This window comes from Shewanella sp. OMA3-2, from assembly GCF_021513195.1.
Classification (GTDB): Bacteria; Pseudomonadota; Gammaproteobacteria; order Enterobacterales; family Shewanellaceae; genus Shewanella.
This window is the reverse complement of record NZ_CP090974.1, coordinates 3,137,087-3,159,884: the sequence shown is the minus strand read 5'-3', so window position 1 is coordinate 3,159,884 and position 22,798 is coordinate 3,137,087. Positions and strand designations below refer to the sequence as shown.

Annotated in this window: 9 protein-coding genes and 1 pseudogene; 1 reads left to right on the top strand and 9 read right to left on the bottom strand. The window is 45.0% G+C overall.

The genetic code is table 11. The features are described from left to right. Positions 1-15 precede the first annotated feature (15 nt). The gene (locus L0B17_RS13870) at positions 16-789 is read left to right on the top strand and encodes a hypothetical protein (RefSeq protein WP_235085610.1); all 774 of its coding nucleotides are present in this window, start codon (positions 16-18) and stop codon (positions 787-789) included. A 30-nt stretch (positions 790-819) separates the two neighbouring features. Here the strand turns inward: L0B17_RS13870 and L0B17_RS13865 are convergent, their stop codons facing one another. The 9 genes and pseudogenes from L0B17_RS13865 to L0B17_RS13825 all read right to left on the bottom strand — a co-directional run bounded on the left by L0B17_RS13865 (position 820) and on the right by L0B17_RS13825 (position 22,633). Further along, on the bottom strand, positions 820-1,191 hold the full coding sequence (locus L0B17_RS13865; RefSeq protein WP_235085609.1) for an MmcQ/YjbR family DNA-binding protein: 372 nt from the start codon (positions 1,189-1,191) through the stop codon (positions 820-822). A 136-nt stretch (positions 1,192-1,327) separates the two neighbouring features. Beyond that, a pseudogene (gene yghU, locus L0B17_RS13860) lies at positions 1,328-2,184 on the bottom strand (glutathione-dependent disulfide-bond oxidoreductase). A 446-nt stretch (positions 2,185-2,630) separates the two neighbouring features. Then, complete coding sequence (locus L0B17_RS13855; protein WP_235085607.1) at positions 2,631-3,356, bottom strand: substrate-binding periplasmic protein; 726 nt, start codon at positions 3,354-3,356, stop codon at positions 2,631-2,633. Between the two features lie 295 nt (positions 3,357-3,651). After that, positions 3,652-3,909: a hypothetical protein gene (locus L0B17_RS13850; RefSeq protein WP_235085605.1), complete on the bottom strand. Its 258-nt coding sequence runs from the start codon at positions 3,907-3,909 to the stop codon at positions 3,652-3,654. 101 nt (positions 3,910-4,010) lie between these two features. Beyond that, entirely contained in the window at positions 4,011-5,651 is a 1,641-nt protein-coding gene (gene pfaD, locus L0B17_RS13845; RefSeq protein ID WP_235085603.1) for an eicosapentaenoate synthase subunit PfaD, read from the bottom strand. A 17-nt stretch (positions 5,652-5,668) separates the two neighbouring features. Beyond that, positions 5,669-11,539 carry a hotdog fold thioesterase gene (locus L0B17_RS13840; RefSeq protein ID WP_235085602.1) on the bottom strand — a complete coding sequence of 1,957 codons (5,871 nt, stop codon included), beginning with the start codon at positions 11,537-11,539 and terminating at the stop codon, positions 5,669-5,671. After that, positions 11,536-13,770 (bottom strand): PfaB family protein, encoded by a 2,235-nt coding sequence (locus tag L0B17_RS13835; protein ID WP_235085600.1) that lies wholly within the window; start codon positions 13,768-13,770, stop codon positions 11,536-11,538. Before L0B17_RS13835 ends, L0B17_RS13840 begins: the two co-directional genes overlap by 4 nt. Further along, a complete protein-coding gene (locus tag L0B17_RS13830; protein ID WP_235085598.1) occupies positions 13,767-21,758 on the bottom strand; it encodes a type I polyketide synthase in 7,992 nt (2,663 codons plus the stop codon). The genes L0B17_RS13835 and L0B17_RS13830 overlap by 4 nt, the downstream gene beginning before the upstream one ends. Then, positions 21,755-22,633 (bottom strand): helix-turn-helix domain-containing protein, encoded by an 879-nt coding sequence (locus L0B17_RS13825; RefSeq protein WP_235085597.1) that lies wholly within the window; start codon positions 22,631-22,633, stop codon positions 21,755-21,757. Before L0B17_RS13825 ends, L0B17_RS13830 begins: the two co-directional genes overlap by 4 nt. Positions 22,634-22,798 lie beyond the last annotated feature (165 nt).

Sequence of the window (22,798 nt, the reverse complement as noted above, 5' to 3'; positions counted from 1 at the left end):
CCATCAAGGAAACCTATGGCGCAGCTTGAACAAATCTATCAATTAGCACAGCATCTTTTGGCTCAACGTACGGCCAGTATTCCCACATCTGAGTGTGAACTATTTAAACCAGAAAGTATTGACGTTGCTTTTGCTGTACAGCAACAAATGATGCAATCGTCAGTTAGTCCTATAGCAGGGTGGAAATGTTTAGTGCCGCTAGCTAACGGGCAACTTATTTTTGCGCCTATTATAGCGCCTGCGGTAAATCAACAAGCCTGTTGTCCCATTATTCCAAATCGAAAAGATGACGCTGCTGTTGGCTTAATTGAACCCGAAGTCGCATTTGTTTTAGGTCAAGATTTTGAGGCTAATCAAGCATACAGTATTGAGCAAATTGATAAGGGAATAAGTGCAGCACATATGGCGTTGGAGTTAATTCAAGGCCGTTTCAGTGCAGACTACTCAGCAAGCTACTTTGAAAAATTGGCCGATGGCTTAAGTAATCAAGGGCTGTATTTAGGACCTGAAATTAATAAAAGTTTAGCTTATCAGGCCTGTAAGATTGATATCACTATCAGCCATCAAGATGAAGTACGTTTATTTGCCGGTGTTCATCCGTGTGAAACACCGCAAAGTCCAGTTTATTGGTTAATTAACTATTTAACTTCAAAAGGTGTCAGCCTTAAAAAAGGCCAAGCCATTATTACAGGATCATATTGCGGTGTGATTAAAGTGCCTTTGGACACCTTGGTTAAATTTCAATATCAAGGATTAGGGGAAATGTTACTTCAGTTTGAAGTGAAGTAATAACATATTCTTTATTAGCATAGGTACAATTTACAAGTGCAATAAAATAGATGTTTGATCGTTTTTGAGTAGTTTACTGACAACCAGCATAAATGAGTTGTCCATTAGCCGTTGTATTTCGCCATCAGGGACATGCTGTTCAGTTGATTGGCTGAAATAAACCGATATCCAATGCTTCTTATCCATATGATATCCAGGGGTGATAGATGAGAATATATCGCACAATGCAATGGCTTCATCAGGATCACACTTAAGGTTTATCATTAAACTATCATTGTGCCAGCCAATTAAGGCAAACATTTTATTTTTGACTTTAAACACATGTGTGTCAGGACCAAAAGGAAATGTTTCAACTGCTTCTGGTTTGGCAAGCAGGTATGCTCTTAACGTGTCAAAATCCATTTTGGCTCCCATGTTATAGACTAATAAGTCAGTTCAACCACAATATCATTTATTATTGGATAACTGACTTACTATTGGATAATTATTCTTGCAATATACTCATAATACAAGCTTTTAGCCGCTTAAGTTTTATTCTTTAAGGCTTTAGGGCTAAAATCTTATCAATATCTGTGGCACTGTGGCGATTAGAAAGTTGCTCCCAGGCTTCTCCCCAGCTGCGGTTAACTATTCTTCCGCGTTGAACGGCTGGACGTTGCTCAACGGCTTTTGCCCAACGCATCACATTTTTGTAGCTGGTGACGTCTAGAAACTCTGCTGCGTTATAAATATTTCCAAGTACTAAATTGCCATACCATGGCCAAATGGCTATATCCGCAATAGAGTATTCATCACCAGCAATAAATGCGCCTTTGGCAAGTTGTTTATCTAATACGTCTAATTGACGTTTAACTTCCATTGAAAAACGATTAATAGGGTACTCAAACTTTTCTGGCGCGTAGGCGTAAAAATGCCCAAAGCCACCACCAAGATAAGGCGCTGCGCCCTGTAACCAGAATAACCAGTTCATTACTTTAGTACGAGGTGCGATGTCGGTTGGAATGAAATGACCAAATTTTTCGGCTAAATATAATAAAATCCCCCTGATTCAAATACGTTAACGGCTTCAGGGCCTGAATTATCAACTAATGCTGGAATTTTTGAGTTGGGATTTACATGCACAAAGCCAGATGAAAACTGGTTACCTTCCCCTATGTTAATAATGTGAGCATCATATTCAGCAGCATCAACCCCAGCAGCCAGTAACTCTTCAAGCATAATAGTCACTTTTTGACCGTTAGGCGTCGCTAATGAGTAAAGTTGTAACCCATGCTCACCAATCGGTAAAGTTTGTTCATGACGGGCACCAGAGTCAGGGCGATTAATGCTAGCCCATTGGCCGCCATTCTCACTGTCCATTGTCCATACTTTTGGAGGGGTATATTCATTTGTCATGATAAATCCTTAAATAGTGCTAATGCGATATATGAAATTACTTAGCCGTTATAAATAAGCCGTTATAAATATAATATGGTGCGCTGGTGATAAAATTAAACCCTAAAAGTAAAACGTAAATAGCATCATAAGTTATGAGTTTCGGTAAAACAGTCTAAGTTAACTCAATAACATATCACTAATTGTATTTTGGGCTATTTATACCCTATGGCGGAGAATCAAACATTTATGAAAAATAAATGATGGTTCACACATAATTTGAGTGTGTTGGGAATGTGGTTGTATTGACTTTTTAAAGCTTAATAGTATGTACACTTTCATGAATGCACATCCATAAGCCCTGATGTTACTTTTAAAGGTGGGGTTAAACTTGTTGATGATTCAAGATTTATCGATCTGATATGGATATGATAAAAGTATGTCAACAGACTAATTTTATGTGCTATTTATTTTGAGGTTTCTAAACTTGCTAACACCTCAGCTTCCGCCTTACGCAGTAACTTATCAAGTTCACCACTTTGTTTCATGGTTTTGATCACTGTATCTAGCCTAGGTACTAATGCAGCATGCTTTTGATTCACATAATGATATAAGTCTAATGTCGCTAAGGCAGGCGGTAAGGCTTTGACGTAATCGATATTCAATTTCTTTATGGTATATAAACCGTCAGCAGTATTAGTGAGTGCAATGCTAGAGGGATTATCACGCAAAGCCTGCATCATAGTTTGAGTATTATCGTAATCAAATACATTTCTTAAATCGGCGGTAATATTATTAGTATGCTTCACTCCCCGTATTTTTAATATATTGTATTTTGATATGTCTACCTTAGACTTCAACACAATATTGCTATCTTTGTGCACAAACGCCATGGTCTCTAATTGATAATAAGCAGTGGGGACGCGGAGCATGGTAGGGTTTTCTTCGCTATAGCTCCATATTCGCATTATCTCACCGTCTGTTTTGCCATAAAGTGCAGCTCTTTGAGCGCGTTTTCCTGGCATTGGGGTGATAGTGATATCTATGCCGAGTTTACTGTAAATTTCAGGCAGCACAATTTGGCCAACCTGTTGCTCAAATAAGGATTCTATTGATGCAAAATGATACTCTTCAGCATGACTGAAGGAAGATAGAAGTACAGCCGTTAGGGCAAAAATTAAACTAAATTGCATTTATAACCTTCAAGGATAGGTGAAATATATTTGTCGCAACCCTTCCGTGATTTGCAATTGAGCGACTGCTTTAACACACAGCAGTAACTGATGGTAAATTTAACATACATAGCTAATATGAAATCGAACACGGTCATCTAACATAAAACTTATTATAGTCGATGGTACTGTATTTGTTTGTGGTCAATGACAGATACTGGTTTATTTTCTCAGCATGTTGCTTAAGGCTAGTGGTGTCATTTTTTCACAAAAAAGCACCTTTCGGTGCCTTTGTCAGTTTAAACCCGCGAAATTATTACTTTATTAAGGCTACCGCTTCCATATCAAGCTCGATATCTGTGCAACCTTTAGCGCAATAAATACCAGGTGCTTTTTCGCTGGGCTTGGCTTTGTGAGTATTTGGTGGCAATTGTAATATCAGTGGTTTATTGCACTCACTGCAGGTTGCGCTATTGCCTTTTAACATGCGCTTAATCAGATTTTTATGCTGATTAAAAGACGCTAATGTTGTGCCGTTTACCGCTGAAAAATCCAGCTTTTGCGTGTCGCTCATAACCATAACCATTACCTAATTTAATTGTCAGTCGCTTCATTTTAAAAAGACTGACATTACTGATTATTTTATTGATACCTGCGCATTGTCCAAACGGTTAACTATTTCACCTGATCTTGTGGGCGCCAGCGTTGTAATTCAACGGGAACAGCCACACCTTGGGCGGTAAGTAAGTTAACTCGTGCTTGGTAAGCTGCGCCGTGCATCATGTGTTTGGCTAAGTCTACCGCATTTCGCTGAGTATAATCATCTAAATAACTGCCTTTAGCCCATTCATTGAACGCGCCTAACGAAGGACCCGCCCAAATTTGATAATCCATCTCACGGCCCACTTCACCGGTATTTGACCAGCGGCTAGATAGCCCTAAATACCAGCGGAAAATCAATGCCATTTTACGTTTAGGGTTATCTTTAGCACGTTCAATTTGTTTCGGATCGCGCTCATTAAAATGTGCCACAGTACCAGCCCAAATGTCTTCTAAACTTGAGCGGAACACTTGTTTTTCAAGTTTTTCACGCTCATCAGCAGGGATTGCGTCGATAGAGTCATAGCGAGTATAAATCTCATACAGTTTGTTAGCACGCATCGGGAACAAGGTGCCGCGCTTGACCACTTGCAGCTTAACGCCCATCTCAAACATGTCTGCAGCAGGTGCCATAGTCACATCGGCCATTTCGGTGGTAGCCAATAGTTTACGGGTGTATTCACTCGCGCCAGCTTCAACACAGGCCTGGTTGATTGAGCCTGTAACGATAAAAGCTGCGCCCATATTAAATGTCGCCAGTGCTGCATCAGGTGTCCCCACGCCGCCGCCGCAACCCACACGAATAGGGGTTTTGTATTGATACTGAGCTTGGACTTTATCTTTAAGTGCCAAAATCGTTGGTAACAAGGTCACTAATGGACGGTTGTCAGTATGACCGCCAGAATCAGCTTCTGCGGTAATATCATCAGCCATCGGCACTAATAGCGCTAGTGCCATCTGTTCTGGGGTGATTAAGCCTTCATCAACCAGTTTTTGTAGCATTTTTTCAGGTGCTGGCTCCATAAATTTAATCGCCACTTCGGTGCGGCTGATTTTGGCAATGACTTTATTGGCAATATTTATCTCGCCATTAACATCGCGGCTTAAACCCGCAGCGCGGTAGTAAACAATTTGTGGGGTTAAACCTAAAAAGGCCGATGCTTCAACGGTGCGTACTTTGTGCTTTAAAAATAACTCAACACTGCCGCGCTCTAATGCTGGCTCGCTTGGGCTGTGGATTAAGTTAAACATGTACGGGCCGTTTGGCAGCGCCGCTTGAATGCGGCTAATAGCTTGCTCTACCCGTGACGGAATAAGGCCAGCTGCGCCAAATGAGCATAATATACCAGCTTGCCCTAAGGCGATGACTAGCTCTTCAGAGGCGATGCCATTGGCCATAGCGCCAGCGTAATAGGCGTATTTAACCCCGTGAACTCTACGAAAATTACTGTCACCCAAACTTTGTGTGCCAAGGGCTGGAGCAAAGGCGCTAACCGGTAAATTTTGATTGTTAGCGGTTAAGGCATCATTTTGTTCAGTAATCACCTGAGCATGTTGGGCAACGCCTAATCCTTGCTCGGGATGATTAATTAAATAGCATGCCTGTGACAAGTTTTTTAGTTTTTTGCCAATAGTGGCCAGGTCAAAACTGGCATCGCTTGAATCTACTATCCAAGGCCATGGTGAAAGCTTTTCGTTATGCACTTGTGTTGTCATTATTATTCCTTTTGACCTTATGCTTCTTCAATACAGATTGCGATGTCTTTGACTTCATAAATACGCAGACCGTCTTTACTGAGGTTTGCGTCACCAATGATGATACGTTTGCCGTCTTCATCTTTTACCGCACTAATATGCACATCCAGTGACATTTGTTTATTCAGTGGATTAATTTGGCCGCGATATTTCCACTTAATGTCCGACAGTATTTGGCCAAATTTCGGATTAGTGAAACCTTTGCCTAGATCTTTGCTGATGGCGTAAGTTTGCATTAACTCGATTACGGCTTCAACGCCTAATGAGCCTGGCATTACCGGATCTTGGTGGAAGTGGAATTGGAAGAACCAATCACTTGGGTCAATAGTGCGTGACGCCGCTAAATAGCCTTTACCATATTTGCCGCCAGTTTCAACAATTTCAGCCTTGTCGATAAAGTTAAGTTGGCCACCCGCTAAGCGATAATGGGGCTGACACGCTGGTGCATTAAACACCCGTGAGGCTTTATCCAGTAAATTGACACTAATGTCAGCCGCGACATTGTTTTCAACATGCCAAGGCTGCGTTACTCTGCCGTTATCGATACCCAGCTGGTTTTTAAGCGCATCGCCTTTGAAGTAGCCAAATACCGCGCTACCGCTATAAAACGGCTCGCCATCAACGCTGAGTTCAAAGGTAAAGCTTTGAATAATGTTACTGCCAGCAATAACCGTTGATAACAGCTTTGAATCGTTGACGATAGTCTTACCGCGTAAATCGACATGGCGTAATAATTTACCGCCGCCATCTAAATTACGGAAAAATAGCTCTTGCCCTGGAAAGCCAAGGGTTGTACCCATGTAGCCTGAGATGAAGCCGTTAGGCTGTAATGAAATTTCCATTAACACCGAATAAGGCATCACACCTTGGTGGCTGTTTTTGTTGAAATACCAGGCATCGGCTGGCACTTCGTATTCAGCGATACAAGATGAAGGCTTTTTAAGCTCGCCGCGCTTACCGTTAATTTCAACCACACGGGTGGTTAACTGCAAATCGCCACATGGCGTACGTGGCGGAATTAAGCCGCGGTAAATGCTGAAATCTGGACCGAAACAGTTCTCAATGTTACCCGTGGCAAATTCAAACATATGATAAGGCGTAAACGGCACAGTATCAGGTATGCGGTTGGCGTACTTTGAATCGGCAGCTACAGTTGGCGCTTCTACGTGTTTAAGCGGAATAACGCCTTTATTGGTTGGCGCGCTCAAGTCTGGCACCTGTGCCATTAATGGCGCTTTGCTAATAATTTGATTAGCTGGCGTGTTTGCAGTGGTTTGTGAAGATAGCAGCGGATAAAGAGTACATTCGCTTTCTTCTTTAATCATCACCCCGAGGTTTTGGAAGTCCACCACCACTTTGCCATTGAGCAAAATATCGATATTTGCCTTTGCGTATGGGCGTGGATGAATACCAATTTCGGTCACTTCCATGCGATAAGTTAATGTCCCATGTTGCGGTAATACTTGCCCGCGACAACGTACTTTTTGTGAAGCATTTTCAAGCGGTTGAAAACGGCCGTTACTCACTAAGGTGTGCATGCCGATATGCAACATAAAGAACTGTAATAACTGACCACAGCCTTCGGCCATTAACGAGCCTGCCATGACTTGGTCGCCCTTAAAGTGGCATGGGAAATACCAGTGATCCGGTGCTAATTGTTTATGACCTTCAATTAAGCCTAAGCCCCACGCGCCGCCACGGACATCTAGCTTGCTGACTTGCTCAATCATTAAGAACTTTTCAGAGGCGAAACATAACGATGGCTGCAAGCCATTTTCTAGCTGGTGGCTAACATGTGCGCCACCAAAACAACTACCAATATCGCCATTGAGTAAATGATGGATTTGGCCATAGTTAAATTTTGTTTGATCACAATGCAGTAGCGGGTCAAAACGTGGCTTGTTAGGATTGTTCATCACACTTAGACGATTTTTGATTTCACCTTCAGTGTGAATAACGCCTTTTCCGTCAGCTAACTCTTGATCAGTAAAGAAGCCTGCACAGCCGCCGTCCATTTTAAGGATCATCTTATCGCCAACGAAACATTCGTAAGAGAAGAAGAACAGTAGTGTGTCGCCATTGCTGGCAAAGTTATTGATTTTTATGTCGTAACGTAATGTGTCGCCACCACGGGGTAAATCTGCCAAGAAGGTCAAGGTACAATCTAATAAACGATAAACCCGCTCGCCTTTGTTTTCAAAGTCGATGCCTAAGTAGCTAATCAACATCAAGTCACATTGACCCGATTCAACCGCAACCGCCCAAGGGATTTGACCATCGACTAAATAGGGGGCATCCACTGGAATGTCGTACTCAGTGGTCATTGAACAAGGCTTATATTGGTTCATGGTTGCATCAAGTTTAGTGACGCGAGATACCAATAAATAGTCAGTGGTAGGCAGACGTACGCGACGTTTATAGCCGTCAATAATGGCGTAATCTTGACCAAATACCTTGGCGATATCACCTTCGGCATATTCAACTAAATCAGCGTAATTCCAAATGCACGGTTTATCAGCCGGAATAGGGGCTGTGTAAGCGGGAACCTTAGCATGATTAGGTGTTAATACCGTTTGGGGTGCAGGTTGCGCAAGTACGTTTACCGCTTGCGGTGCAGCTTGTGTTTTAGCTGCAGTTTGGGCTTGCTGTAAAGGTTGACCATTAACCTGAGCTAATTGCTGTTTTAGCAAGGTATCAGCCACTTTAAGGCCTGCATCACGGCTTTTCAAAAAGGCTAAATGTGCCTGTTGCGCTAGCCACTGATTTTGCTGGAAAGCGTTTAAATGGGCTGGCGGTACACTCTGGGTAAACGCAGCATTTGCAGTATGTGCAGAGTTTTGTGTAGTAGAAGCCGGTTTTAGATTAGGCATAATAGTGTGTGTCGTCTCTGTTGAGGGCGCATTTTTTGTCGTAGGCTGCAGTGCAATCGAATGTGTTGCAATCGGCACTACTGCAATCGGAGTTGATGGCTGTGCTTGCGGAGCAATATGGGCACATTTAGCTTTAATGCTGTCAATTGATGCTATTGGGGTATTGATAATATGTTGGTAAATATCTCGTCCGCCAAGGCTGACTTGCTTGATTAAGCTTAATTTACTGCCAGTGGCTATGGTGTGCGATAGCTGCTGTGCAAGTGGCGCCGTTAATCTGTGGGTTAGTGCTTGTTGCTGTGGCTGAGATACTGAAATATCAATGCTAGAGAATTGATTTTCACTTACCGTGACTATGTTAGCATTAGCCGCACTCGCGTCTGACTGATTCAGCTTAACAAGCGTGTGAATAATGCTCGCCATGCCAGATGCTGCAAAGCTGTGTCCCATCAAATCTTGTGCTTGGATAAGCTGTGTCGCACCTGATGCTAATTGGTTAAATAGCGCCTGGCCAGAAGCATCAAAACGGTTTTCAGGGGACTGATTTAATTCAATCAAATCAGCCGGCTTTGATAACACCTTTGTGCTTATGCTATTGGCGTTATCGTTACTGCTAAATTGCAGGCCATCGATGCTGGCATAACTGTTGTCATTACTATTTACACCGTTTGAACTTGTATTAATAGTTTGAGCTTGCAGTACAATTGCGCCGGCACCTTCGCCAACATGCCAGGGGCGACTGGCAATATCGCTTGGCTGAATACCCGATGCCGATAAGTAGCCATTTTTAAGTAGCATATTCTCAATGCTGCCCGATAAATCTACCGCGGCGATAATAACAGCATCCAGCGGCTCTTGCATTGAGCCTAAAGCAAACAGATTTTGCGCCACATCGATACAGCGACTTACCGATTGCTCGCCCGCTGAAATAGTAAAGGCCAGGCCATTAAAGTCCCACAGTGATGAAATGCGCGACGCCATAATGTTGCCAATAAAACTGGTGTACTGATTTAGCTTAGCTGCATCTAACACACTGTCCATGGCGATAGTTTCAAGGGCGAGATATTCATCATCAGTGAGGGTTACGCCTTGTGCGTTAAGGCTTTGGGCTATCTGGCTATGCAAATTAACCCGGCCACGGAACTGATGCAGTTCAAGCTCGGTTTCCATGGCAACCAATACTGCGACCTTGCTGCCAGGTGTTAGTTTGGCGTCAATAATGGCTTCATCGGCGACTTTCATTAATAACAGCTGCTGTGAGATTAATCTGTCATCTTCATTGGGCGGTACTTTAAAGCGCAAAAAGTCAAAATCAAACTGTTCAATATAAGCGCCCTGGGGAACAGAGTGAATGCCATGTCTGGCCAATAACGCTGGATGATTATTTAATCCCTTCCAGCGCTTAGCGGGCAAGCTTGTCATTAAAGATTGTTGTTGAGTGATTTTGTCAGCCAATGCATTAATGTTGCTGGCTTGACCAAAATGCGCGGCCATACCAATGATGTTAAGCGGCGTGTTAGCCGCATTTAACTGGTTGGTCGATGTATGGGTTGAACCATGATTTATTGCATCATTATCATAGGACTCAATTAATAAATGCGCGTTACAACCACCAAAGCCAAATACTGACACCCCAGCATGACGCGCGGTATTGCCGGCTTTATCTGGCCAAGGTAATACTTCATTAGGCAAGGTTTGTTGACCAAATAATTGATTAGGCGAGGCAATAGGGCTGCTGATATTAATACTTGGCGGCAACACGCCTTGGCGCATGGCGAAAATCATTTTCATGATCCCCGGCATCCCCGCAGCCGTCAGCAAATGGCCTAGGTTAGATTTAGCTGAGCCAATTAATGGCGTCGCACTGCCATTGAGCTTATCTTCAAAAAAACGCTCCATTGACGTCAGCTCGACCTTGTCACCAAGCGGTGTGCCAGTAGCGTGGCATTCAATCACTTCAATGCTGGCTGGCGCTATGTCAGCTTCACGGTAGGCGCGCTCAAACGATAACACCTGGCCTTTGCTATTTGGGCTTAGCACGAACTGGCCTTTACCGTCGTTCGACAAACCAATACCACTCACGAGGGCGTAAATATGGTCGCCATCGCGCTGAGCATCGTCAAGGCGTTTGAGGACTAATACCCCAGCACCTTCGCCGGCAAATAAGCCTTTGCTGTTACTATCAAAGGGCGCCGAAATACCGTGGTCTGGGTAGGCGTGAAAAATAGAGAAACCCATGTTGATAAAGAAAGGATCGGCGCCTGATACTGCGCCAGCTAGCATGATGTCTGCCTTGCCAGTGTGTAAGTAATCACAGGCCAATTTTAATGCGTAAACAGAGCTTGCGCAGGCGGCATCTAAGCTTAATTGCGCTGCGCCTAACCCCAGTGCATCGGCCACCAGCTTAGAGGCATTATGAGCAACCGCTCCGTTTCGATAGTTGATTGGCTTGTGTTGATTAGCACCAACACTCTGCTTATCACCAAATCGCTGCAGGACAAAGTTTGGTTGTTCTAGTTTTACCTGTAGGGCTTTTTCAACTGCGCCGTGATAAAGCGGCACAAACAGCTCATTTGACTTAGCTGTTGGAAATGACAGCGTGCCCATCACTATACCGGTGCGCGATAAGCGGCTATCGTTTAACGATATACCCGCATCATTTAAGGCGTTGCGTGCGGTATCGGTTGCCCATAAAAAACTGTCATCTAAACCGTCAAAGGCGCTGGCTGGCAGATGGTAACCATTGGCATTAAAACTAAAGTCTTGAATGTAGCCGCCTTTGTCGCAATAAAAGCGATCAGACTGGCCTTGTACACCTTTGTAATCACTGGGCGTCGCATTCAATTTTGCATGACTGATTTGACTGCGAGAGTCTTTTTTATCTAATAAGTTTTGCCAAAATTTAGCCGGCGTATCCGCATCGGGATACTGATTAGCAAGGCCGACGATGGCAATTTTTGGGGTGTTATGAGAACTCAATGAGGTTCTCCTTCTGAAATAGGATGAGGTGCTTGAGTCGATAATATCGGATCAACACGAACCGCGAGCTTTTCGGATTTTTGTGCGAGTTCTTGTGAGATTGCACAGTCAATACTGTCGATAAAAGGCGTTAATGACATCGGAACTTGATGCGTTAACAGTTGGCCTAAGCATTTCAATAAACTGATACTTTCATCTGCACCTTTGGCATTAACCGCAATAGCTTGGGCAGAAAAGCTGTTTTGATTAACCTGTTTCTCTGCAAGCTGGCTGGCTAATATTTTATCGATTAGCGTGCTGGTTTGCCTGTCTGCGCCAATTTCAACAAATAGCCTGCTGCCGTGCTGACAAGCCTTGGCAATTAACTGGGTAAAGTCCAATTGATGACAAAAAGTATCGGCAATTGATTGGGCTATTGCATCCGGGCTTAACACAATTGGCTCAGCTTCTGTTGCAGTGATAAAGCGGATCTCATTCGGTAAGTCCGCCATCAGAGGCTGGTGATAAAACTGCTTTACCTGCTCAATAATTTGCATCGCTGGTGGCGTGTGCATTGCAGTGACTTTATTGGACGCTATGCCGCGTTTACCCGCTTGCTTGAGCATAGCTTTACAGCTGGCTTCACAGCCTGCAATCACGCAGGTATCACCCTGAATAATGGCAATGTATGCCCTAGGGTAATCGTTAAGGTGTGGGGCTAATTCCTCAGGCGTTGCCCGAGTAATAAAACTGTTCCAGACAATGTCTTCACCTTGAGTGAGTTCATCATTGTCGAGTTGCCAATCTTGTCTCACACACAGTAATGGCCCTGAAATATCCTGGGTGAATAATGAACTTGTTTGGGTGGCGTCGATTAAACTGTGCGGTTGTTGCCACACATTAAGGCTAGCCCACATTGAAGCTTCGCCCATCGAATAGCCTAAAGCCAACTTAGGTTTGATGTTAAATTCTTTTTCTAACAACTTAGTCAGCATATAACTGGCGCCAACACCTGAAATAGCCAGCTCAGATAAACTCATACTCTGTGCTGTTGCTGTACCTTCTGTCAAATAGATTAGCTGGCTTTGTAACATGGCTTGTAAATCGCCTTGTTTTTCAAGCTCGCTATAAAGTGCAGGGAAAGTATGGCCCAAGTGCTTAAACATATTGGCATACACAGTACCAACACCGGGATAGACAAAACTTAAGCCATTTTCACCTAAAGGCTTAGCAGTAAAGCTACTGCCTGCAGGTGTTTTATAATTAATTTGTGAGTGAATATCAGTACCGTCAGTCTGGCTTATGGCGTTAAGCATGGCGTTGACTTCAACACAAAGTGCAGCATAACTGCTTGCCATCACCACAGCGCTTAAGCTGTTGATTGCTGATTTAGCCTGATAACCAACAAGTTGCTGCTTAATCAATTCCAGTAAGCCAATATCATTACTTGAGTCACTTGTTAAGCGACTCAATAACAAGGCTAATGAAGCGAGCTGAGCCTGCAAATCTGCAATCGATATCGCGCCAATAGGCAACCATAATCGGGAAGCGTTGAGTAAAGGTTTGGCAGTAATAAGCCCAGTACCTTGGGTTAAAATGACCGCTTGGTGCGAGTTAGCACACATAGAACTTGTAAAAGCAGCGACTCGGCTTTGATGAAACTCGCAAAACCAATAACCTTGTTGGTTAACGTCGCTAGACTCAACACAGCTAGCCACCGGAAGCTGTCGAGTGGCAATAGAGGTGACTAAACTATGCAGCTGTTTAAGTTTATGATTAGCAGATCCCGCCTTAACTGTTTGTACCACAGGCTGAACGTGATCCCGTTTAGCATGGGCTAAGGCTTGGTTAATTGCTTCAAGGCTATTTTCAGCAATCCCGACACCATTAATTAAGGCGTGGGGATGTATGCTGTTTTTTGCCGCCATCAGTGCAGGCATTAGCCAAAGTGTATCCGCCAAATTAACGATCACATTTGCCGTTTGGTTATGATCAGATTGAGTAGCAGATTGAGTAGCAGATGGAGTACTAGCTAGCAGCTCTGCTGCATCAGCAAGGGCTTGTTCAAACCCCAGCGGATTGATTTCATCAAGGCTAACAAACTGGATCTCAGTTTGAGCCATCACCTTAGGCGCGTTAAGCAACACCGCTATGCGCAGCGGCATAGTGTGGCGTTGCTTCACGGCTTGTGCCAGTTCCGCGCTGGTTAGTGCGCGGCTGGCTAATGAGCTATCTGTTAAGTCAGTACTCAAATTGCACCCTCTACAAGCTTATTGCGCGGTGCGGTAAAAGCATCGTTCAAGCTTTTGCTGATAGTGGTTTTAGCCGCAGACATAGTGCAACTTAAACGACCATCTTCATGGTAAAGCGCAATATCGGCAGTGAGTGAACGGCCGCTGCTTTTCAGCACGGTTAGTACTAAATAACCGCTATCACCCGATGCAAAAGGCACATAAGTGGTTAGTTCGCCAATGGTAGACGGCAAGCTGGCCGCATCATGCTTAATGCGCGCCCACACTAGCATGGCCTGTAATAGCAAATCTTCAGCAAAAGCCTGACTGCCACCTAGGGTTAACTTAGGGGTAAAACTTGCACAATCATTGTCGTTAATGTGCGGTAGTTCAACCTTGCATACTAACTGCTGATCGTCAGCAATCAGCACTTGCTTAATCCCTTGTAGGCGAGGGCCGTGGAATAAGCTGCCGTTTGAATAAAGCTCGCTGTTTGTGCTTATCACTTTACCTTCATTGGCCAGCTGTTTTGCTGTGGCGATGATTGCAGGTAAGGCGTTTGATGCATTAACAACTTTCTCGTTAACCAAGTTTTGGTTAACAACTTTGTCATTAACAATCAGGCTCGCTTGATATTGCGGTCTTAACACACTGTCTACCGGATCGCTTTGCAGACGGCTAGCAATAATTGCATTTAAGCCCGCCTCAGTTTGCGTCAGTGTCAGGGTTAATACCTGCGGCGTATTGGTGTCAAAAATAATGCCTTTAAGCAACTTATAATCTTGCACGCTTACCGCTTGGCCACACAATTGCTGCGCAGTTTCACGCATCCATTGAATGGCACACACGGTTGGCAGTACTGGATTACCCGCAATGCAATGATCTTCAATGAAGGGCATTAAAAGCGGGTTAAGTACACGTTCAACAATATACGTGTTGTTCACGCCATTAAAAGTCAGTGTCAGCGAACGCTCGGCAATAAGCAAAGAGTCCGCATTAAGCTTTTTTACAGCAGCACTCGCCTGTGATGAAGTGTCAGAACCTTGCATGTCTGAGCCAATAAGCAACTGCACACCCGTTTCAGATAACAGGCTATGGGCAAACAAGTTGGCGCCTTTATCTAATGGAATAACGTACACGCCGCGCTCAACAAACATTTTCTTTAATGCTGAACTGACCATGCCGCCGTCCCAAGGGCCCCAGTTAAAGCTCATCACTTTGGCTTGCGGGTAGTTAGCCGCAAGTTGCAGTGCTATCTTGTTGAGGATCTCATTAGACATTGAGTAATCACTTTGGCCTGTGTTGCCGTAAAAACCCGCCGCAGATGAGAACATCGCCACTAGCTTAAGTTTGCTGGCATCAATTGCATTGATGATACCGGCAAAGCCCGACACTTTAGTGCCATATACGCGGCCTAATTCAGCTAAGGTTTTGTCTTGAATATGTTTATCGGCTAACACGCCTGCACCGTGGATGATGCCAGTAATAGTATTCAGCCCTTTAAGCGTTTGCTTAATTGCTGCATCAGAGCTGACATCCATACTGATATATTCAGCGCTGGCGCCCACGTCTTTAAATGCATTAAGCGCGCGGTCAATCTCTAAACTGCTAGTAATAGGCCAAACTAAGGCATCAATTTGCTTAGGCGTTGGTTTGTCGCCTTGGGATTGAATAAAGCCAATTGCAGCGGCTTTAAGTTCATTGGCTTGTTTGCCCTGTGCCCATGTTGGCAAATTTGCCGCTAAGTGCTCACTACGGCCGGCTAAGATAAAGTGCGATTTAGTTTGCTTGGCTAACGTCAGCGCACATTCAAATGTGACCCCTTTTGCGCCGCCCGTTACCAGCACAGTATCATTGCTGTTTAAGGTGGTTGTTTGGTAACGCGTTGTTGCACAAGCCGTTGCGCTAAGCGTGTGACGACCTTGACTGCTAATACCAATTTCAGTGGTGGATGTGTCAATATCAAATAGTTCAGCAACAATCGCCTTGGCTAATTCAAGCGCTTCAACGTTTGGCGCGATATCTAAGGCACGGCAAAACACGTTTGGCCACTCATGGCTTAATGTTTTGCTTAAGCCTGACAAAGCTGCTTGGTTTAGCTCCGCGGTTGCTAAGGCTTGAGTATCTAAGTAGCCAAAACCACCATCAATACGGCTTACCGTCATAAAGCTCACTCGCTCAGTTTTTGACAGAGTTTCAAAGCTTTTTTGTAAATGCTTCGCCATCAAGAACGCTTGCTCAACGGCTTTAAAACCAGCATCACTTAGTGGTAATGCATTGTTTATTTCAGCAAACTGAGGCTGAAGATGCACAAAACCGGCTATTTTATGTTTAGCACTAATTTGCTTGATCACGGCGGCAATTGCATCATCACTGACTTGCGTTAACTCAAAGCTTGCAACATCGCTGCTTAAAGGAGACTGCTTGCCAGTGATTGTTTTAGGGCTACGGATCACTGCGACGGTTAGGCCTGTTGACGCTAATTTTTCTGCTAATACGCCGGCATTATGGCCGTCATCATTGATAACGATGCATGCGTCTTTCGAAAAACAGTCAACTAACTTATCCGCCGCTGGTAGCTTTTTTAGCGCGACTTCCTGATGAGGCGGTAGATCCTTAGCAAGTTCAGCTGCACTTGCAGAGCTCACAGGAACGGTGGCAGCAGAGCCCTCTGCGGGTAAAGAGCCCTCAGCGGGTAGCTGAGAGTTCATAGCGCCTGGCAGCTTGCTGCCCATATAGTCAACGATTTCGCCAAGGGTGCGACACTCGGCTAAGTCTTCAGGGTTTAACTCAGGTAAGCCCGGAAGCTCATCTTGTACTGTGCCTAAAATTTCAACACGCTTGATAGAGTCGATACCTAAATCGGCTTCCATGTCCATGCTCAGTTCTAGCATTTCAGTTGGGTAGCCGGTTTTGTCGGCAACCACTGACATCATGGTGCTTTGTACCTGTTGCGCGCTCAAGCCGTTACCTACTGATGAAGCTGGCGCTGATACTATCGTTGCTGCAACTGGGCTTGCGCCTTGTGCAGGTAGCTTAGAGCCCTCAGCGGTTAATTTAGAGTTCATATAGCTAACAATTTCACCAAGGGTACGACATTCAGCTAAATCTTCTGGATTCAGTTCAGGTAAGCCTGGAAGCTCATCTTGTACTGTCCCTAAAATTTCCACACGCTTGATAGAGTCGATGCCTAAATCGGCTTCCATATCCATGCCAAGTTCTAGCATTTCAGTTGGGTAGCCGGTTTTGTCGGCAACCACAGCCATCATGGTGCTTTGAACCTTTTCAGCGCTCAGGGCTGGCGCAGAGCCTTCAGCGGTTAGCTGAGAGTTCATAGCGCCTGCGGCTGGGAGCTTGCTGCCCATATAAGCAACGATTTCACCAAGGGTACGACATTCAGCTAAATCTTCTGGATTCAGTTCAGGTAAGCCAGGAAGCTCATCTTGAACAGTGCCTAAAATTTCAACACGCTTGATAGAGTCGATACCTAAATCGGCTTCCATGTCCATGCCAAGTTCTAGCATTTCAGTTGGGTAGCCGGTTTTATCGGCCACTACTGACATCATGGTCGCTTGTACCTTTTCTGCGCTCAAGCCATTACCTACTGATGAAGCTGGCGCTGATGCTACCGTTGCTGCAACTGGGCTTGCGCCTGCTGCTGGCAATTTAGAGCCTTCAGCACTCAATTTGGAGTTCATATAGTCAACAATTTCGCCTAAGGTGCGACATTCAGCTAAATCTTCAGGGCTAAGTTCAGGTAAGCCAGGTAATTCGTCTTGTACTGTCCCTAAAATCTCAACACGCTTGATAGAGTCGATACCTAAATCAGCTTCCATGTCCATGCCAAGTTCTAGCATTTCAGTTGGGTAACCGGTTTTATCGGCAACCACCGCCATCATGGTGCTTTGAACCCTCTCTGTGCTCAGGGCTGCTTGCGCGCTCAAGGCTGTTGCAGCAGACAAGCCATTGCTTGCAGATGCAGCAGCTGATTGAGCTGGCGCAGCGCCCACAGCTGGCAATTTGCTGTTCATGTAATCAACAATTTCGCCTAAGGTGCGACATTCGGCTAAATCTTCAGGGCTAAGTTCAGGTAAACCTGGAAGCTCATCTTGTACTGTGCCTAAAATTTCAACACGCTTGATAGAATCGATACCTAAGTCAGCTTCCATGTCCATGCCAAGTTCCAGCATTTCAGTTGGGTAACCGGTTTTTTCAGCCACCACTTCTAGCATGGTATTCAAAACTTTGTCGGCACTTAAGCCTGAACTCACCACAGCTTGAGCAACTGGAGTAGGGGCTTTAACTGGCGTCACTTGAGGCGCTGGAGCTGACATAGCAACGGCAGCTTGTGGAGCCGGTGCTGCACGATTTTGCACACTAGCTTGAGTGACTGCAGCTTGAGCGACAGGCGTTTGAGTCTCTGCAGCTTGAGCCGTAGCTTGAGTCGCAATATGTTGAACTGGCTGTTGAACGCGAGCTTGAGCGGCAACTGGCGTAGCTTGGGCTTGGGCTGGAGTCTGAGCAAAAGCGACAGGTGCTTGACCGCTTAACATGGCTAACGCATTTTGGCTTGAAAGCGCTTGCTGCTCAAGGAACAAGGTATGGCTTTGCAGCGTTTGGGCTTGATGCTGGTGGAAGAATGCCATTGACTGTTGCAGGCTATCTGGAATAGCCACGCCCGATGCTGCCATTTGAGTTTGTGCCGCCATTAGGGTGGCAAAGGTATCGCCGTATTGCTGTGGAATGGCTAAAAACTGCTGATGTAATTCGGCTGTTTGTTGCTGGGCGGCAAAAAATGCCCCAATGCTGTCATGGCTGACTGGCGCTGTGTTTACAAGAGCTGCGCTGGCTGGAGCATAGCGAGCCTGTGCAGACGCTTGGTTTGCTTGAGTATTTGTTTGAGCGCTAGCACTGTTACTTGCAATCGTATTCGCATTGCCAGCTTGCGGCACTTCAATATATTCTGTTTTGATCACTTCTTTTTCCACAATCTTTTCAACAACAGTTTCAACAATCTTCTCTACGGGCACTTCAATTGTCACTTCTTTAAGGGCAACTTGACCTGTTTCCAGTGACTTTTGCATTTTGGCTTTGGTCGCAGGGCTGATGAAGTTGGTTGCGGTTAGCTTCACATTCATCGGTGATGACTTAGCTAATTCAGCAATCGGTGCTTGATAAGGGTCAACCTCAGTAAGGCTTAACCCTAATACCGCAAGCTGAGTAGCCGCCTGGCGCAATTGAATATCGCTATTGCCTTTAGGGTTAGGGTTTAAGCTTACAACGCTAACGGCATCGCTTTGATTACCTAAGGTGCCTTCGACTAATTTTTGCAGAATGTTTTTCGGGCCAAACTCAACAAAGACACGGGCGCCAGCATCGTACATAGACTGTAATTGATCGCTAAAACGTACCGATTGCAACATATGATCGCTAAAGGCGGCTTGAATCGTTTTCGGATCTTTAGGATGCAGCTTGCCTGTGCCATTGGCATATAAGCTCATGTTTGGCTTAGCAAATTTAACCTTGCCGATAGCGTTAGCAAACGGCACTTGGGCATGGGCCACAAGTGGTGTGTGGAATGCACCTGATACGGGCAGGGCAATGGCTTTAAAGCCTAAGGTTTGAATGGCTTTTGCCGCATCGCTGGTGGTTGATGTCGGGCCTGCAATCACTAACTGAGTTGGTGAATTGTAGTTAGCCACTTTCACACCATCAAAATCTTTGATGCAGTTTTCTAATTTATCAATATTGGTAGCATCAGTCGCAGCGGGTAAAATAACCGCGTACATGGCACCAGCATCTTTCCCTTTTGGCGTTGCCGCCATGGCTTGACCACGGGCAAAGGCTAACTGGTAGTAATCGTCTTGGCTAATCACGCCTGCAGCACATAATGCTGACAGTTCACCAAAACTGTGTCCGGCGACCATATCGGCTTTAAAACCTGCATGGGTCAGCAGTTGATATTGTCCCATGCTCACAGCGCCAATCGCACTTTGCGCATTAGCGGTATTGGTTAATGCCGCTTGTTGTGCTGCAATGTCCTCTGCTTCAAATGCTGGAATTGGGAATAAAATTTGTGATAACGGCGTTTGCTTGTTTTTAGCAAATACCTTATCGGCTAGCATTAATTGCTGGCGCATTTCTGGGTAGTGACAGGCTAAATCAACGCCCATATTGACGTATTGTGAACCTTGACCGGCAAACAGTGCGGCAACTTTAACCTTGCTGTCTTTAGCCACTAACGCGCTAGTGCGATAACTTGTACCAGACGGTAACTGCCATGCATCATTGGTGTTCGAGCTAAGCTGCGCAATCGCTTGGGTTAGTTGGGTCACAAGCTCAGTTAATGAACTCACCACCATACCGATACGTGCCGCTTTGCTGTCAATGTCAGTCACCGCAAAACGTTTAGCTAGCTTGGCTAATTCAATTTCACTGATATTAGGTGAAGCGGTATCAATGGCTTTTACAGTATTTAATAACTGAGTTAACTCAGTTTGCAGTGCCGCTTTATTGCTTGCGCTGATCAGTAAGCTTTGTGCTACTGCGCGATGACGATACTTGGCATCACGGGCGTGATCTTGCTTGTATTCTTCTAACACCACGTGGAAGTTAGTACCACCAAAACCAAACGAGCTAATACCCGCGCGGCGTGGAGTGTCATCGCTGCGTGGCATCCAAGGGCGGGTTTCAGTGTTCAAATAAAACGGAGAATCCTCAACCCCAAGCTTAGGGTTAGGTTTGCTCACGTTAATGGTTGGCGGTAACACCTTATGATGCAGTGCAAGGGCGGCTTTAATCACGCCAGCAGTACCTGCGGTAGATTTAGTGTGACCCACTTGTGACTTAACTGAGCCTAATGCTATGTGCTGCTTAGTGTCGTTACCTTCAGAAAACACTGACTTTAAACCGTTAAACTCGGCAACATCACCGGCTGCCGTACCAGTACCATGGGCTTCAATTAGGCCAATGGTGTGCGGCTCAAATCCGGCGTCATCATAAGCACGTTTTAATGCTTTTGCCTGGCCTTCAGGGCGCGGCGCATAAATACTTTTAAACTTACCGTCTGATGAGGCGCCAACACCTTTAATAACCGCATAAATACGGTCGCCATCACGCTCGGCATCATCAAGGCGCTTAAGTGCCACCATGCCAATACCTTCACCAATCATCATGCCTTTAGAATCGATATCAAAAGGTTGAATGGTTTCGTTAGTGGTAAAGGCAGGGGTTTTAGAAAAACTCATGTACATTGAAGGTGAGTTATCGGTACACACACCGCCGGTGATCATCATGTCACTGCGATGTTCTGTTAACTCAGTTAGCGCCATACGCAGCGCAGCTAAGGAGCCTGCACATGCCGCATCGACCACACAGTTCATGCCGCCAAAATCAAAACGGTTTGCAATACGACCGGCAATCACGTTACCTAACGAGCCAGGGAACGAGTTTTCTTCCCAGTGAACATATTGATCTTGAAACTTTTTGATCAGCATTTCAGTGTCTTCATCACTTAATCCGCTGCTTTTGAATACTTTTTTAAGTACAGGATATTGCAGGCGGCCACTTAAACTGTGATTCAGCTTTTGACCACCACCTACACCTAGCGTAATACCTATGCGGTCGGTGTCGTAATCAGCACCTACGCCTGCATCGGCTAATACTTCTTTTGCCACAATAAGCGACAACAATTGTGATGAGTCCGTTAACTCAAGGATATTAGGCGGTAGGCCGAATTCCATTGGGTTAAAGTCAACTTCAGGTAAAAAACCACCACGTTTACAGTAGCTTTTATCCGGCGCGGACTTGTTTGCGTCGTAATAGTCTTCTATACGCCAATGAGTGTCAGGCACTTCGGTAATGGCATCGATTTTTTCGCTGATTAAGTCCCAAAATTTATTCAAATAACGAGAATTAGCAAAAATGCTCGCCATGCCAACAATGGCTACTGGCATGTCTTTTAAACGTTTATTAAGACGTTTATCGGTGTTTTTCTTGGATTGGCTCATTGTGAGTCTCCGTTTGATGGCAGGGGATTAGCCACCTGATGTAGGGATTCAGCTGCATTAGATTGGCCATTATTAGGCTTGGCAGTTGATAGACTTGCTCCAGGAAATCGAGCAAGAAAACTGTGATAGTTGCGTACCAGCAACTTTCGTAAATGAAACGGGCCGTGCTTTAAGACATGGGTAATATAGCGATTACTCGCCTGGGTATGGCTGTCTTGATAAATATCTAGGTAAACCCAGTCAGACTTAAAATCGACCCCAAGCAGCACAGAATAAGCTTGTTGCTCAGTCAGTTGGGGCGGAATACTTAACGACACCACTTGCACAACATTGTCAGGATCGGGACTTGGCAGTGACAAGGTATCGGCTAGGGTTTGTGGGTTTAGGGTATAGGTTTGAATATCAGCGCCTTGCGTCACAGGCAGCTGATTAAAAAATTTTTCGGGTACAAAAGGACTGTCGAACTCATCTAACTTAGACACCCCAAAGCGTTTTAAGCAGCGGGCAAGGCCTGAGCGAGACACATTGGGGTTGATGAATTCTTGGGTGACTTTAAGCAACCTGTCGAGGGGCATTTTCAATTGATAACGCAGCCCTAACATAACGTACTCTTCCATAGGGGACAGCGTGGTATTAAGTTTATGTGGGGTATTGGGGCTGTTATCGACAGAGTTACGCTTACGCCATTTACGCACAGTGGCTTCGCTGATATTGAGAATTTTAGATAATTGACTAACGCTTAAATCAGATTCTTGAATGAACTGGCGCATCTCGGGTGTGGTGGTGGCATTGCGGTGGTTAGCCGTTTTTTTACCTACACTACTTGTTGCTGTCGTTTGTTCTGCAGCTGTAGGCTTAGTTATCTTTTTTGTCATTGAGACAGAACACCCGAATAATCTGTTGGGACTGGCGCACGTTAACGGTAAAACTTGTGCCTAAAATCCATTTATACATATTAAGAGCACGCAGACTACCTGAGGTTTCGCTCCGATACAATCACCCGAAACTAAAAACTGTGATCTAGAAGATTAAACAATGTA